Below are 15,737 nucleotides of genomic sequence, written 5' to 3'. Positions count from 1 at the left end.
TTTAAAAGTACGGTTACTTATCCTATTTACCTCTTTGCCTTACGTTAAACGTGCTTTTCTCTTCTTCTGCTATATCAGCCTGCGCTCGTTCTCCTGTGCAAGATAAATCGTAACATCTTCCGGAGCCAGGGCCGGGCTGAACCAGAAGCCCTGAATAGTCGAAGGATACGTTTTGGTCAGAAAATAGATCTGCTCTTCTGTTTCGGCTCCCTCCGCCACCAGTTCAATACCTAATTTCATGCAGAGCTTATGCACAGATGCAAATAAAGCGGCGTCAAAAGGGGCGAAGGGAAGATTTCTCACAAAAGCCTGATCCAGCTTTAGCGTATTAATAGGAATCTCTTTTAAGTAAAGAAGATTCGACGTCCCGGTTCCAAAGTCATCCAATGCCAGTTTTATATCTCTTTTCCCCAGTTCTTCGGCAAAATCTATCGTCGTTTTCAAATGATCACTCAGCATCTCTTCCGTAATTTCAAGCTGGAGCGGCGTATGCTGGAGATCTATATTTTCCAGAATGGCATCCAGGCGTGAAAAGAACGTTCTGTTTTTCATTTGAGTCTTTGCTACATTAACGGATAATAAAAGCGGGGTTTTTCTTCCCATATTCCATAACGTCATCTGCTTCAAGCTGGTCTCGAGAACCATCATACCAAGCTCATCCATTAAACAGAGTTCTTCAATCATAGGAAGAAATTGACCCGGGGCGAGCAGTCCCCGTTCCGGATGCTTCCATCTTACGAGGGCTTCCATTCCTTTTACCGATAAATCGATTCCATTTACAATTGGCTGATAATGAACAACAAATTCTTTATTGGCGAATGCCCGGCGAATGTCATTTTCATGAAACACATACTCTTTGTAATAGGCTTTGTTTTCTACGTCGGTATAGTAGCGGTAGCTGTTTTTCCCCTGTTTTTTTGCTTCATACATGGCAATGTCCGCTGATTGCAGCAGTTGTTCATAGGAAGTGCCATCTTCCGGGTAGGTGCTGATACCGATACTGCCGGAAATAAATACACGATGGTTATCCACCAAAAAGGGCTTTGTTAATGCCTGGAGAAGCACTTCGTAGGGAAACTCAGCAAAAGAGGGGACGATAATGACAAATTCGTCGCCTCCCATACGGATGACGGTCGTTCCATTCGGAGCACATGTATTCATACGCCTGCTTGTTTCCCGCAGCACTTCATCTCCCGCGTGATGCCCGAAAGTATCGTTTACTTTTTTAAAATGATCCAGGTCGATAAATAAAAGCGAAAAGGGCTGCTTTTGATTCGTCTGACTGCTCAGCTCCTTTAATAAATAATAGCGATTATAAAGATTGGTTACTGGATCCCGATAGGCCAGGTCATACATTTCCTGGTGGGAACTGCGAAGGGAACAAATTAGTCTGTTAGCCGACTTCTGCAGTACCGTTATTTCATCGTTTCCGTCTACGGTAACCGTATCCTCAAATACGCCCTTTTGTTCAATGGTGTTTAAATTCCCGGAAAGAAAAGCAATTCGTTTCAAAATGGAACGATTTAATAGAAAAATTAACAAGACCGTCAATAGAATCATACCGCTTGTAAAGGACACCAATAACAGATTTATCGTTTTTGCGCCCTGATTGTAAATCGTACGCGGCTGTTCAAATACAAACGAAGCGGCATTGGAAGTGTTCGCATAGGGCAGGCGGTACTCACTGTGCACCAGGTTACGATCCGAACTGGAGATACGGCTCGCATTTCCATCAGCTTCTTCCTCCGCAAGCACTTGAAACGTTAATGGCACCTGCATGGAATCAGCGAGCATCTCAATATAGCTGCCGTTTATCTCTCTTCCCATTATCATCGTGCCGTTTGAACCGCTGTTTGTACTTGTGGCTTGAATAGGAAGGGCGGATACCATATATGCCTTATCCCCGTACTGATATAAATTGGTTTCGCCTATAATCAAGCGGCTGAACGTGTCCAGCACCTCGGTTTCCGTTAAAGCAAGCGCCTCGAATCCACTTTCTGCTTCTCCTGCCTCGTTTTGGCTTTGGCTGAAGAGAATTTCTTCATTTTTATCCACAATCATCATGAAGGAAAGATTACCATTATTAAGCGATTCTCCGTCCAGATTACTTTCTATGTAGGATTCATCCTGCCCTCCTCTTTCCACAAAAGCGAGAGTATCATCCCACGATGACCAGTCCTGGTTGAAATTTAACAGTTGTTCCTGTTCTTGCTGGATCTGCTCGGCCAGACGATCCATACTCTCCCGTGCCGCCTGTTCTTCAATTGAGCGGAACTGCTGCAGCAGCATTGGATAAAAAATAACCACGAGCAGAAAGAATAACAAAAAGCCGCTGCCGGCAACGATCCATATCAGTCTTTTCTTTATACCCATCTCTTTATTCCTCTCCTCTCTGAAGAAAAGGAGCCGGTTCTTTATATCCTTCTAAATACCGGCTTTTATGTAAATCGATGAGGCAGCTATTTAAAACAACAGCTTGTCCATTTTTTGAATCAGCGTCCCGATTTCCGGCTTGCTTACCTGCTCGTCCGCCCCGACTTTTACTCCCTTATGATAAAGATCATCTGTAATGAGAGAAGAAAACAAGATAACAGGTATATCTTTTGTTTTTGCGAGCTCTTTGATTTTTTTCGTTAAATGGTGGCCGTCCATTTTTGGCATTTCTATATCAGATATTACGATATCCGGTACTTTCTCTGCGGCCGCCAGCTGGTTCCAGGCATCTTCGCCGTTGGTGCTTTTGGCAATCTGCTCATAGCCGGCACGCTCGAGGGTGTCGAGAATAAGCTGCTGCAGAATCGGCGAATCCTCTGCTACGAGCACACGCTTGGATGCTCTCTCAGGGCGGAGCCCCCGTACAATCGTCTGAGGCTGGATGCCGGCTTTGGGATTAATATCGCTGATCATTTTTTCATAATCCAGTAGAAGCGTCATGCCTTCTTCCCGTTTAATCACGCCGATAGTATGTGAATGATCGCCCTGAATCAGCTGTTCGGGTTCTTCAATCTGCTTCCAGGAAATCCGGTGGATCCGGGAAACAGATTCCACGTGAAAAGCAACTTTCATTTGATTGAGTTCACAAATAATAAACTTATCCGTGCCGGCTGTTTCGTGGGTGTAGCCCAGTACTTTGGCCGTGTTGACCACCGGCATGATTTCGTTGCGCAGACGGATAATCCCTTCTACATGGGGATGCGCATTCGGCGTTTTTGTGACCGGCAGCGGCTGAATGATTTCTCTTACTTTTAAGACGTTAATACCGTACGTTTCTTCTCCAATAGAAAACATGACAATTTCTAGTTCATTTGTTCCACTTTCAAGCAATATATCTTCTTTTTCACGGGATATCATTCGTTTTCCTCCTCTATTTTCTAAAAAAAATAGGACTTTTGTTTTATTTTATCCTATTTTAAAAATAGTACAAGAAGAATTTTAGGCAAAAAAAAAACAAACCGGCCAGTAAAGGTCAGTTTGTTTTAAAATCGCTTTAATTATCAAGATTAATCGTAACGTCTGCTTCATCGCGAAGTTCCGTTACCAGTTCCTGTACCCGTTCGTTTTCCTTCTGGGAACGAACCTCTTCTTCTACCTGATCCCGTTCAGGCGTCTGTGCTTCCGGAGCATCTTCGCCGGCCTGTTCGGCCACCGCCGCCTGCTGTTCTTCCAATGCTACTATTTGTTCATCAATCTCGTCTTCGCTTACTTCAATATCCTGGGATTCTTCTTCTATCAGCTGTTCGACACGAAGCGACTCTTCAATCTGTGCACGGAAGTCGTCTTCTGTGAAGCCCTGCTCTTCCAATGCAGCCTGATAGTCTTCATCGTTTTCAAACTGATCTTTCTGCTGGTTTAAAATCTCATCTACTTCATCTGCATCTGCTTCATAATCCCGGTTTTCCGCTTCCTGTACGAGCAGGCGCTGGCCGACAAGCTGCTCTGCTGTAGAGGCTTTGAGCTCTGCTTCCATTTCGCCGTTTTCATCCTGCTCTTCGAGATTCATCCCCTGCATGGAAAACATGGACAGGGTTGTTGTATATGCCGATTCAAATTCATCTTTTGTAATTTCTTCGCCGTTCACTTCAGCCACCACGTCGGGCACATCGTCAAGATTCACTTCCGGTGCCTGGGGCTGTTCCTGTTCCGCTTCCTGACCTTCGGATTCTGCGCTTTCTTCCTGCTGCTGTTCCTCATCCGATCCTGCCTCTTCTTCAGATTCTCCTCCACATGCTGCAATAACGGAAAGAGAAATTGCCATACTGGCTGTTAATAACCATTTTTTACTCAAAGAAAAGCTCCTTTCATATCTATGCTGTTCCGTATTGTATCATACTTCCCGGGTGGAAAGATAACGGAACGCCTGCTCTCACCTGCGTTTTCAGTGATTTTTCATCTTATTTTTAATACGAAGCCACGGCCGTTCCTCTTCCCAGCTGATAGAAGCCTGTACGTCAAAGGCTTCAGAAATAAGATCGTTGGACAAGACTTCTTTTTTAAACCCGTGCTCGAGCATCTGCCCATTTTTTAACAGGGCCATATTTACGATAGCCGGAGGCAGTTCTTCTATATGGTGGGTTACATACAAAAGCGTTGGGGCTCCCGGTTCACTAAGCGCGCGTTCAAGAATAGAAAGCAGTTCTTCTCTTCCTTTCACATCCAGACCGGTACACGGTTCATCCAGAATTAACAGCCTCGGCCGGATAACCCAGGCTCTGGCCAGCATCACGCGCCGCTTTTCTCCCTGGGAGAGCCGGCTGTATGGCTTTTCGGCATAGGCTCCTACCTGAAACAGCTCCAGGCATTTCCGTGCATAGGCGGTCACCTCATCCGCTGGTTCCTCGTAAAGACCCACCGATGCAAAATAACCGCTGATCACCACCTCGAGTGCCGTGTCGCTGCTTCGGGCCCGGTAGCGGTCATCTAGTGCATCGCTAACCCATCCAATTTCGCGTCGCAGCGTCTGCATTGAAACCCGGCCATGTTGTCCCATCCAGCTGTGCACGGTTCCTTCTGTCGGCCATACGTAGCCTGTTAACAGCTGTAGAATTGTTGTTTTTCCGGATCCGTTTAAACCGAGCAGTCCGGTATGTATGCCATCCTCTAAAGATAAGTTGATATTTTGCAGTCTGGACTGACCCCCGGTCCGTACGCTGACATTCTGCAATTGAAATAATGGTTCCGGCACGATGTTTCCCCCTTTTTGTATCAGTATACCAAAAAAAGAACCCGGCGCCTGCCGGGTCTCTTCGTTATTCATTTGACGTTTTATAGATGCTCCAGCCCAGCCGCTCAAAATACTCGTCGATGACGGAGTCATTTGGTTTGGCATTGGGCTTATTGAGTGCCCTGGTCAGGCTGTAATGATACTCGGACACGGTGTTCAGCGTGTCTGCCTCCGGCATGAGAATATTTCCATTATCAATCTCGTAAAATCGGAGCTGTTCAATCAATGAGGCTCCAAAGTGCACATCAAAGAACAATTCACGGCCCCGGCTGCTTCCCGTTTTGGAAAACCAGTCCCTGCTTACTTCTTCTGTGCCCCGCTCTTCACAAAAATGAATGGATACGTTCAGGTTTTCTTTGAGTGTATATGCCTGATGAAATTCATCATACAGCCAGTCTTCACTGTTCCCATTATGGACAATCAATGTTTTAAAATCTTCGTAATTCAAAAAAACAGCCCCTTTTTTCCCTGATTTGTTCTGGATGGGTACTGCATTCCCTTACCTGCGTCTCTTTAAACGGCACTGCTGTTCGAATTAATAAAATCGGGCTTCTCATCGGTAGACTGTTCGTCTATAATAGACTCTTATCTATAAACATATACTTTACTCGTATAACTGCGGAAATATGGTCCGCGCGTTTCTACCAGGCTGCCTTAAACGGCCTGACTACGAGTGCAGCGTCGGCTTTTTTGTATGCGGTCAGCCTGTCACTCGATACGTTCGGGCGGCAGGTTTTTTTGTTTTAAAAAATAACAGTTAAAGAAAAAAGGAGTGGAACAATGGAACGATTAAAACAGGCAATTGTCGAGCGTGGGATTGTCCTTTCGGAGCACGTCCTTAAAGTGGATACCTTTCTTAACCACCAGATTGATACCGGGCTGATGGCTGCGGTTGGAGAAGAATTTGCCCGTATTTTTCAGCAGGATGGAATTACGAAAGTCCTCACGATAGAGTCATCGGGGATTGCGCCAAGCTTTATGGCAGCCTCGAAGCTCGAGGTACCTCTCGTATTTGCAAGAAAGCGGAAGTCTTTAACGATGGATGAGCATGTGTATGCGAGCCGCGTCTACTCGTTTACTAAACGGACAGAATCGGAAATTGCCGTTTCCAAAGATTTTCTTGCGTCCGGAGACCGGGTGCTTATTCTGGATGATTTTCTTGCGAACGGCCAGGCGGCGAAAGGATTAATTGAGATTGTTGAAAAAGCGGAGGCGGTTGTCGCCGGTGTTGGCATTGTGATTGAGAAATCCTTTCAGCCCGGGCGGGAGCAGCTCATTAACAGCGGCTACCGGGTCGAGTCTCTCGCTAGAGTGGCCTCGCTCGAGAACGGCCGCGTCACCTTTGTGGAATCAGAGGCCCCTATTAAATAAGAAAAGAAGGTGAAGCAGTTCATGAACGCTCAGTCGGTTCATTATCCATGGTTTAAGCGGCAGGATCTTGATGCATTTTTTGCCTTGTTTCAAAATAACCTAGCCAACTTTGTTGTAATTACCGTAACGATGCTTGGTATGGGATTTCCTGCTTCTGTTGTATTTGGGAAAGTGATTCCCGGGACGGCCGTAGCCGTCATGGCAGGAAATCTGTACTACTCATTTATGGCTTCCCGGCTGGCCAAAAAAGAAAACCGAAGTGATGTAACGGCGCTTTCTTATGGAATCAGTACGCCGGTTATGTTTGTTTTTTTATTCGGCGTGCTTGCGCCGGCACTTGCGTTAACGAATGATCCGGATCTTGCCTGGAAAATTGCCGTAGCAGCCGCTTTTATCAGCGGGCTTATTGAAGCAATGGTCAGCTTAACCGGAAACTGGATCCGGGACCACCTTCCCCGTCCTGCGCTGCTAGGTGCACTGGCGGGTGTTGCTTTTTCGTTTATTGCCGGTGAAATGCTGTTTCATACGTTTGCCATCCCCGTAGTCGGACTTGTCGCACTGGCGATTATCCTGGTCGGATTTGTAGGAAAAGTAGTCTTTCCTTTTCGAATGCCGGCATCATTACTCGCTGTCGTGGTTGGAACTATTCTGGCATTCGCATTGGGCCATCAGAGTCCGGGAGAGGTATCCGAAGGGTTATCCAATGTAGGCTTCTATCCGATTGTTCCCAGTCTGGCCGCGTTTGACGGGATGACACTTTTGTTTGGGACGGCAGTCGGTCTGCTTGGTGTGCTGCTGCCTATCACGATTTATAATGCAATTGAAACGATGAATAACGTGGAAGCGATGGCCGCTGTAGGAGACTCTTATGATGTACGTGAATGTCAGGCTGTTGACGGTACAGGAACTATGCTTGGCGCTGTTTTCGGCGGACTGTTTCCTACTACTGTCTACATTGCAACGATTGGTTCCAAAGAAATGGGAGCCGGACGCGGCTACAGTATTTTAAACGCCTTTGTTATACTGGCAGCGGCTGTGACCGGCATGATTGCTGCACTGTCTGCGTTGATTCCGCTCGCCGCGATTGCACCGGTGCTGGTATTTGTCGGTATGTCCATGGTGGCGGCTGCCTTTTCCACCACCTCCAGCAGATATTTTCCGGCTGTGGCACTGGCTATGCTGCCGTATCTGGCTAATTACACCATGACGCGCTTTAATAACCCGGCAGGTGACGTGGTGGCTGATATTTCGGAGGGAATTGTTCCTCTCGGCCAGGGCGCCCTTTTCACCGCGATTCTGCTCGGAGCAGTGACCGTTTCTATTATTGACCGGGAATGGCGCCGTGCCGTTATATTTACGTTAACGGCGGCCGTCTTTTCTTTTGCCGGATTCATGCATGCTCCTGCCCTTGCCTGGAATGCTGCACCGGATTTCACGGCAGGTTATCTTGCAGTTGCTGTGTTCTTTGGTTTCTGCGCCTGGCAGCACAGGCATCAGTCTCAATTAGAACAACCGGATAAGCAAGAACGTCAGGTGTCATAGAAAAACCGGGTTCCTTTATAAAAAGGGCCCGGTTTTTTCGGCTTCTGTTTGAGTCTGCAGCCGCAGGGGTACTTGGCTATTATATTCAACTAACAACAAGGAGGCAGAAATACATGGAATTTAAAGAAAAACAGCAGGACGGCCAGCCCGTGCAGCAGCAGAACAAACAACCCGGAGAAGTGGAACCGATGGATCCGAAACCGGTACATGATAACCCTGAGTATAAAGGGTCCGATAAACTAAAAGATAAAACGGCGCTCATTACCGGAGGCGACAGCGGTATTGGAAAAGCTGCAGCCATTGCGTACGCTAAAGAAGGAGCGGATGTGGCAATTGTCTACCTGGATGAACATGAAGATGCTGAACAAACCAAAAAAGAAATTGAAAGCTACGGGCGCCGCTGTCTGCTGCTTCCTGGTGATGGCGGGGACGATCAGTTTGCCAAAAAAGCAGTGGAAGATACGATTAAAGAGTTTGGACAGCTTGATGTATTAATAAATAATGCAGCGGAACAGCACCCGCAGGAAAAAATTGAGGATATTTCTAAAGATCAGCTGGAAAAAACGTTTCGCACCAACGTATTTTCCATGTTTTATTTCATTCAGGCAGCGCTCCCTCATTTAAAAGAAGGGGCCGCAATTATAAATACAACATCTGTGACAGCCTACGACGGATCAGCCGGCTTAATTGACTACTCTGCTACAAATGGAGCGGTCACCACTCTCATACGCTCTCTTTCTACCTCGCTTGCTTCTAAAGGCATCCGCGTAAATGGAGTAGCGCCGGGTCCTATCTGGACACCGCTTATCCCATCCACCTTTGGAGAGGATAAGGTCGAAAGTTTTGGAACGAATACGCCGATGGGACGTCCGGGCCAGCCGGCTGAACTGGCACCGGCATTCGTCCTGCTCGGTTCCCAGGACTCCAGCTACATGACCGGCCAGGTCATTCACGTTAACGGCGGACGATTTGTAACCACTTAAAAAAAAGAGATACCCTGCCTGTTTTAAATAACAGCGGGGTATCTTTTTTTTATTGGCTGTACCGCCAGAATACAGCGTTTCCGAAACGACCGGACCGCTTTTTTGGAATGGCAGTATGCTATGATGCGTTCTGTATCGTTTTTGTATATGGTAATGGTCCGCTGCGTGATCCCGCTTTTGCTTTCGTACACGAGCTGAACCGGTGCCTGCTCCTCCATTGCTCTTTCCAGTATGCCTTCCATTTCCCCCGCTCCTTTCTTATATAACTAAATTATATAAGAACAAACGTTCGATGTAAAGCAAACTGCTTTGCTGATTACGTCTGTGATAACAGATTGGTTAGTTCATAGACAACAAGCTTCTGATAGTTAAAATCCTCACCATACCGAGCCTGTATCCCTTCATAGGCTTTTGTTCGCTCGGCTGCATATTCGCTGTCCGAATCTTTTAATTGAAGTGATTTAAAGTAAGCCATGGGCTCCTGAATAAAAGAAGGCCGCGGTCCCCAGGTGAAATGTACGTCTCCTGAAGTATTGGTGACAATCACTTTAGGAACAGACTTCCCGCCCAGTGTGCGAAAAACATCGATAAAGGACGGATGGTCTTCCTGCACAAACACCTCAACCGGTACGGCTGCCTGATTCATCACCTCTATGACGACCGGAAAGTTACGATGCACGTCACCACACCAGTCTGAGGCAATGATAGAACAGTGGAGGTCAGACCTGGTACGCATAAAACTCAGCACTTCCTGGGAATGATCCACCCAGGTAAATCCTTCCTGCCATTCATTCATTTTTTCCTGATATTCCGGTTTCATCTGTGATACAAAAGCATCCACCGTGATTCCTTTTCCGATCATATCTGCAATGTTCTGATTCGTAGGCATATGACATTGTCCTCCTATAGTATTAAATCGATAATTGGTGTAAATACTGCAGGCTTTCTTTTACGCTTTCAATCGGTTCCCCGCGTGATTCATCCTGTTCCACGATCTGCCAGGCAACCTCCTGTTGTTTGGCTTGTTTCAAAATCGCTTCTATATCCATGCGTCCCGTTCCGAGCTCTGCAAAAAATCCCTCTTCGTCCCGGGTCATATCTTTAAGGTGCACAAGCTGCATCCGGTTCTTGCAGCGATCCATCCAGACCAGCGGATCTTCTCCTGCTTTCTGTACCCAGTATGTATCCAGTTCAATCATAACCAGCTTCGGATCTGTATTTTCCATAATGACGGAAAGCGGGAGTTCACCTTCCAACGCCACCAGTTCAAAATCATGGTTGTGATATGAGAATGTAATTCCTTCTTTTCTGCAGGTTTCACCTATCCGGTTTAACGAGGCTGCTAATTCTTTATACTGTTGAATGCTCCGGCGCTTCTCCGGTTCCAAATATGGGCAGACGATATGTCTGCAGCCAAGCGCATGAGCAAAATCAATGTGATAGGATGAATTTGTTTCGAGTTCTTCCAGAGAGACATGCATCGAGGCTGTTTCCAGGTGAATTTGTTTTAAAAACACATGAAGTGCTTCTGCAGACATTCCTCCTGTATTCCCTGCCAGCTCAATTCCTCTATATCCCATTCTGGAGACTTGATGAAGGGTTCCTTCAAAATCTTCTTCCAGTTCCTTTCGCAGCGTATACAGCTGCAGTGCGGTATTTGTCATTATGCTCCCTCTTTTCTTTTATGTGCGCTGGGTATAGTTTACCATTTTTGATTGTTTTGTTGAGATTTATGTTATTAAAATAATATAGTACGTGAAATTATTTAGCTTTGCTTTCTTTTTTAACCTATATAGTGAAATTGTATTTCAGAACCCCGGCACCGGTAATTAATCACTGCCCCCTGTCCTCTGAGTATAAACCTCCCTTTCATAGTACAGGGCAATCTGCCATTTCTATTCCCTCTTTTTCCCTTAAAATATGCTACACTTGTGGGTATACATATTGTCCCTGCCGAAAGGAGAGGATTCATCATGAGTTACCCCGTGCTTCATCTGCAGAAAGTAAAAGGCTCTGAATTAAAGGAAGTACAGGCCCACAATCAGCGAGAGAAAGAGGAAATTCCAGGTGACGGGATTGACCGCCGCCGGACAATACTAAATGTGGATTTAGTGAACGAGCACCCCTTTGATTACAAAAAAGTGATTAATAAAACAATCGATCAGCGTTATACCGGGCAGAAAGCAATCAGTAAAGATGCAATTAAACTGTGCAACGTTACGGTCATTAATGATGCTTCTTTTTTTGACAGCCTTTCTCCTGAAGAAGAAAAACGCTTTTTTGATACGTGTCTGCTGTTTTTTCAAGAACGGCACGGCCAGAAAAACATAATGTATGCAGTAGTACATAAGGATGAGAGTGCTCCTCATATTCATATCGGTTTTATTCCTTTTACAGAAGATGACCGGCTTTCTGCCAAGGATTTCTTCGGTCAGAACAAAGATTTATATATGCTTCAGTCTGATTTTCATACCTTTTTAAAGCAGCACAATTTTGACCTGGACCGCCCGGATCCTAAAATAGAGGATCTTCATCTGGAAGTGTACGAACGGGATCTGTTGATTCTGCGTGAAGAAATTAACCAGATGGAGCAGCGTTTAAATGAAGGCGGGACTTTTCTCGGAGAGTTCGAAAAATTAACGGGCGGCGCTAAAGAAAAAAGTTCTCTTCAGCTTTCTGAAGGCTTTAAGACAAAATCAGTCATGGAAATACCTAAAGAAGACTATAAAGAACTTTACACGCTGGCGCTTCAATCCTATACCAGGCGCCGGGATGCAGCTTCCTATAAGCAAAAATACGAGCAGACGCTGGCTGAATTAAATGATGTGCGCAGCAGACTTCGTGAAGTAAAGCAGACAAAAGATCAGGCTCTTGCCTACGGACGTGTTTTAACCGGAGAATCGGAGCTGCTGCGTGAAACCCTGCAGCATTTTAAGCAGATGTTTTCTGATTCCTACGAACACCTTGACTGGGCGATTGGCCATGCGAAGGCTTCTGCCCACTTATCGGGTAAAACCAAAGAAGTACCGATTGATTTTTACGATAGGGAAAATCCCGAGGAACTGGAAGGCGCGAGAGACTTTTTTGAGCAGGGCAAACAGTCTCTCACCCGCCAGGAGAAACTGCAGTTTCAACGCTTATTTCCCGAAGAGGTGGCGCTCGATGACCAGGATTATCCTGAATCATAAAAAACAGGAAGGCTCTCCGACTGGAGATCCTTCCTATTTTTTTATAACTGCTTTCCGTTTGTTTCGATTACTTTTTTATACCAGTCAAACGATTCCTTTTTCGAACGCTTCATTGAACCATTTCCTTCGTTATCACGGTCTACGTGAATCATGCCGTAGCGTTTTTTCATCTCACCGGTCGTAAAGGATACAATATCAATAATCCCCCACGGCGTATAGCCCAACAGCTCCACCCCATCGTATTCTACGGCTTTTTCGAGCGCTTCAATATGCGACTTTAAATATTCAATTCGCTGCGTGTCATGAATTGCTCCGTCTTCTTCCATCGTATCAACGGCACCAAAGCCGTTCTCTACAATAAATAAGGGAATCTGGTATCTGTCATACAAGCGGTTAAGCGTATATCTCAGGCCGGTTGGATCAATTGCCCATCCCCAGTCGCTCGACTGAATATATGGATTTTCCACTCCGTTTGCCAGACCGCCGTTTACAATGTTTCCTGTTGTGTTATTTGCGGCTCCGCTTCTTACAGTAGTCGACATATAATAGCTGAAGCCTAAATAGTCGACCGTGCCGTTTTTGAGAATCTCTTCATCTCCATCTTCAAATGGAATGTTATACCCTTCTCTTTCAAATTCTTTTAATGCGTATCTCGGATAGGCCCCGCGGATATGAACGTCCGGAAAGAAATAACGCTGTCTCATTGACTCTTCTGCAAGCATTACGTCCTCCGGATTGGAGGAGTATGGATAAATGGGAACATGGGATACCATGGCTCCGATTTCGAATGCAGGATTGATCTCTTTTCCTTTTGTTACAGCCAGCGCACTTGCGATAAGTTCGTGGTGACCTGCCTGATACATGATTTCTTTCGCATTTTCCCCTTCTTTTACAATAACGCCGGAGTTCGTCCATAGAAATAATGGATTTTCCACATCCATCTTGTTATTGATTTCATTAAATGTCATCCAGTATGTCACTTTATCCTTGTAGCGGTTGAAACAAACTTCCGCAAAGCGGACAAAGAAATCGACCACTTTTCTGCTGCGGAATCCGCCGTATTCCCGGGCCAGGTGGAGCGGCATTTCAAAATGGGATAATGTAATAACGGGTTCAATACCATGCTTTATTAATTCATCCAGTACATTATCGTAAAACTGCAGCCCCTCTTCGTTTGGCTCGGCTTCATCTCCGTTTGGAAAAATCCGACTCCAGCCAATCGACGTACGCAGACATTTCAACCCCATTTCCCCGAATAATGCAATATCCTCTTTGTAATTGCTGTAAAAATCAATCGCTTCGTGGTTCGGATAAAATTTATCCTTTTCTACCGTTTCTGTAATTTCGCGAGCCACCCCGTGGGCTCCCGCTGTCATTACGTCGACCACGCTGGGTCCTTTTCCGCTTTGATCCCAGCCTCCTTCAAATTGATGGGCCGCCAGGGCCCCTCCCCATAGAAAATCTTTTGGCATCGTTGACATGTATATGTCCTCCTTATTTTATAACCGTAAATAATTCCTGATCCAATGCGCTTTTATTTTTATCGTTAAATATAACTTCTTCATAATCGCCGGAATTCGTGATGATAATCGGCGTAATGGTATCCAGCCCTTCTGCTTCAATGGACTGTTTGTCAAATTCGAGCAGCAGATCTCCTTTTTTGAAGGTGCTGCCGTCTTCTACCTTGAGAGTAAACGGCCTGCCCTGCAGATTTACGGTATCCAATCCCACGTGTATCAACAGCTCCACCCCGACATGGGAACGCAGGCCAACCGCGTGTTTTGTAGGTGCTGTCATGACGACGGTGCCGTCAAAAGGTGCGTACACTTTGTTCCCTGCTGGCCGGATCGCAAGCCCGCTCCCCATAGCGCCGGAGCTGAACACTTCATCCGGTACCTGATCGAGTGGAATGATATCCCCTTCAAAAGGCGCACTGATTGTTTCTTCGTTGATTCTTGTCTCTTCATTTACTGCTGCCGCCGCCTGATCACGGCCGTCCTGTTCCTTCACCAGCGTGCTGTCTCCTGCCTGTTTGGCAGTATCTTCTCCAAAACCAAGCAGCTGAATCAAAATAATCGGCAGAATAACGGCAATGCCGACTCCCAGAAGAATACCCCAGATCGACATCGGATATTCCGAATCAATACCGTTTACAATCGTAAGCGGTCCGGGGAGACCGGCATAGGCAAAGTAATACGGGTTAAAGAAACTGGCTGCAATCGCTCCGACCGCGCCGGAGATACATCCGTATATAAATGGCTTTTTAAAGCGCAGGGTGATGCCGTAAATAGCCGGCTCGGTGATGCCGAATATACCCGTAATACCTGCTGAAGTTCCTACTTTCTTTATTTCCTGTGACCTTGTTTTAATAATAACACCTAGTACGGCCCCGACCTGTGCCATAACGGCAATGGTCTGATAAGCCTGGAATGAATCCCGTCCGTACTGCTCGAAGTTAGCCAGGACCATCGGCGTAATACCCCAGTGAACGCCAAAGATAACGAGTACCTGCCAGAACGCTCCGATAATAGCACCCGCCAGTGCCGGGGCATATTCCGCAAGAAAATTATAGCCGTTGGCAATGCCGTTGGCACCCAATGTAGTGATCGGCCCAATCAGCACAATTGTTAATGGCACCATAACGACCAGGCAGATTAATGGAACAAACAAAGGGCGGATAACTTCATTAATCCGCTTATTTAAAAACCGTTCCAAATAAGACAATATCCATACCAGAAATAACGGCGGAAGCACGGATGACGTGTACACCGTTTCCGATAGCGGCAGGCCGGCAAACGTCGTCTGCGCTCCTTCTGATATTTCGGCGGCCATGCCGGCCCACTCCGGAGTAACGAGCGCAGCGCAGGCAGCCACCGCTATATACATATTTGTTTTAAAATGTTTGGAGGCTGTAATGGCGATGAAAATAGGCAGAAACGTAAATGGAGCCCATGATATAAAGCTGAATACCTGATATGTGCCTGTATTGGCAAATGAGTCCGAGAATAAATTAATGAGTATCAGCATACCCTGCAGAATACCTGCCGCTGCCAATATGTAGATAAATGGAGCAAATACTGCAGACATGGTAGCAATGACACGGTTTACAACCGTTCCTTTGCTCGCCTCCGGCTCCTCTGATTCATCAATGTTTACAAGAGAAGTAAATTCGTCATGTACTTCTCCAACATGCTGACCGATCACGACCTGAAACTGGCCGCTGTTTTCCACAACCGTAATAACCCCGGGCATTGAAGACACAAGCTGTTTCGCATCCGGCTTGGAGCGCTTGAGCACAATCCGGAGCCTGGTCGCACATCTTGTCACGCTGAGAACGTTTTCTTCCCCTCCTACAGCCTCTAATATATCTTTTGCCAGCTTTGGATAATCCCTTACTTTTTCCGCCACATTCCATCCTCCTTCAACTGTTAT

14 protein-coding genes and 1 riboswitch are annotated in these 15,737 nt (G+C 46.2%); of the genes, 4 read left to right on the top strand and 10 right to left on the bottom strand.

Annotated features, from left to right (window positions below; genetic code table 11):
• Window positions 1-69 precede the first annotated feature (69 nt).
• From ATL39_RS14130 to ATL39_RS14110, 5 genes are all read right to left on the bottom strand, one after another.
• Window positions 70-2,373, bottom strand: coding sequence for an EAL domain-containing protein (locus tag ATL39_RS14130; protein WP_120194020.1), 2,304 nt, complete (start codon window positions 2,371-2,373; stop codon window positions 70-72).
• A gap of 90 nt (window positions 2,374-2,463) precedes the next feature.
• Entirely contained in the window at window positions 2,464-3,351 is an 888-nt protein-coding gene (locus tag ATL39_RS14125) for a chemotaxis protein CheV (RefSeq protein ID WP_120194019.1), read from the bottom strand.
• 136 nt (window positions 3,352-3,487) lie between these two features.
• Complete coding sequence (locus ATL39_RS14120) at window positions 3,488-4,285, bottom strand: SurA N-terminal domain-containing protein (protein WP_120194018.1); 798 nt, start codon at window positions 4,283-4,285, stop codon at window positions 3,488-3,490.
• A 90-nt stretch (window positions 4,286-4,375) separates the two neighbouring features.
• Window positions 4,376-5,182, bottom strand: a complete 807-nt coding sequence (locus tag ATL39_RS14115) for an ABC transporter ATP-binding protein (RefSeq protein WP_170146941.1) — start codon at window positions 5,180-5,182, stop codon at window positions 4,376-4,378.
• Between the two features lie 64 nt (window positions 5,183-5,246).
• Window positions 5,247-5,669, bottom strand: a complete 423-nt coding sequence (locus tag ATL39_RS14110; RefSeq protein WP_120194016.1) for a hypothetical protein — start codon at window positions 5,667-5,669, stop codon at window positions 5,247-5,249.
• A gap of 140 nt (window positions 5,670-5,809) precedes the next feature.
• Window positions 5,810-5,911, top strand: a riboswitch (purine riboswitch).
• A 90-nt stretch (window positions 5,912-6,001) separates the two neighbouring features.
• On the opposite strand from ATL39_RS14110, the gene ATL39_RS14105 reads away from it, so the two are divergent.
• The 3 genes from ATL39_RS14105 (at window position 6,002) to ATL39_RS14095 (ending at window position 9,117) form a co-directional block, all read left to right on the top strand.
• Complete coding sequence (locus ATL39_RS14105) at window positions 6,002-6,592, top strand: xanthine phosphoribosyltransferase (RefSeq protein WP_120194015.1); 591 nt, start codon at window positions 6,002-6,004, stop codon at window positions 6,590-6,592.
• A 21-nt stretch (window positions 6,593-6,613) separates the two neighbouring features.
• Window positions 6,614-8,134 carry an NCS2 family permease gene (locus tag ATL39_RS14100; RefSeq protein WP_120194014.1) on the top strand — a complete coding sequence of 507 codons (1,521 nt, stop codon included), beginning with the start codon at window positions 6,614-6,616 and terminating at the stop codon, window positions 8,132-8,134.
• A gap of 113 nt (window positions 8,135-8,247) precedes the next feature.
• Entirely contained in the window at window positions 8,248-9,117 is an 870-nt protein-coding gene (locus ATL39_RS14095; RefSeq protein ID WP_120194013.1) for an SDR family oxidoreductase, read from the top strand.
• 23 nt (window positions 9,118-9,140) lie between these two features.
• Here the strand turns inward: ATL39_RS14095 and ATL39_RS14090 are convergent, their stop codons facing one another.
• From ATL39_RS14090 to ATL39_RS14080, 3 genes are all read right to left on the bottom strand, one after another.
• Window positions 9,141-9,359 (bottom strand): WYL domain-containing protein, encoded by a 219-nt coding sequence (locus ATL39_RS14090; RefSeq protein ID WP_120194012.1) that lies wholly within the window; start codon window positions 9,357-9,359, stop codon window positions 9,141-9,143.
• A 74-nt stretch (window positions 9,360-9,433) separates the two neighbouring features.
• Window positions 9,434-10,006 (bottom strand): thioredoxin family protein, encoded by a 573-nt coding sequence (locus tag ATL39_RS14085; RefSeq protein WP_120194011.1) that lies wholly within the window; start codon window positions 10,004-10,006, stop codon window positions 9,434-9,436.
• 22 nt (window positions 10,007-10,028) lie between these two features.
• Window positions 10,029-10,781 (bottom strand): sugar phosphate isomerase/epimerase family protein, encoded by a 753-nt coding sequence (locus ATL39_RS14080; protein WP_120194010.1) that lies wholly within the window; start codon window positions 10,779-10,781, stop codon window positions 10,029-10,031.
• Window positions 10,782-11,090: 309 nt separating this feature from the next.
• Here ATL39_RS14080 and mobV point away from each other — a divergent pair, with 309 nt between their 5' ends.
• Window positions 11,091-12,305, top strand: a complete 1,215-nt coding sequence (gene mobV, locus ATL39_RS14075; protein WP_120194009.1) for a MobV family relaxase — start codon at window positions 11,091-11,093, stop codon at window positions 12,303-12,305.
• Between the two features lie 41 nt (window positions 12,306-12,346).
• On the opposite strand, the gene bglA is transcribed toward mobV, so the two are convergent.
• Both bglA and ATL39_RS14065 read right to left on the bottom strand, forming a co-directional pair.
• Window positions 12,347-13,786: a 6-phospho-beta-glucosidase BglA gene (gene bglA, locus ATL39_RS14070; protein ID WP_120194008.1), complete on the bottom strand. Its 1,440-nt coding sequence runs from the start codon at window positions 13,784-13,786 to the stop codon at window positions 12,347-12,349.
• A 13-nt stretch (window positions 13,787-13,799) separates the two neighbouring features.
• Window positions 13,800-15,713, bottom strand: coding sequence for a beta-glucoside-specific PTS transporter subunit IIABC (locus ATL39_RS14065; protein WP_120194007.1), 1,914 nt, complete (start codon window positions 15,711-15,713; stop codon window positions 13,800-13,802).
• Window positions 15,714-15,737: the final 24 nt, after the last annotated feature.

The organism is Sinobaca qinghaiensis (assembly GCF_003610495.1).
In the GTDB taxonomy this organism is placed as follows: domain Bacteria; phylum Bacillota; class Bacilli; order Bacillales; family Marinococcaceae; genus Sinobaca; species Sinobaca qinghaiensis.
Note: the sequence above shows the minus strand (reverse complement) of the source record. Positions and strands in the feature narration are given on the sequence as shown.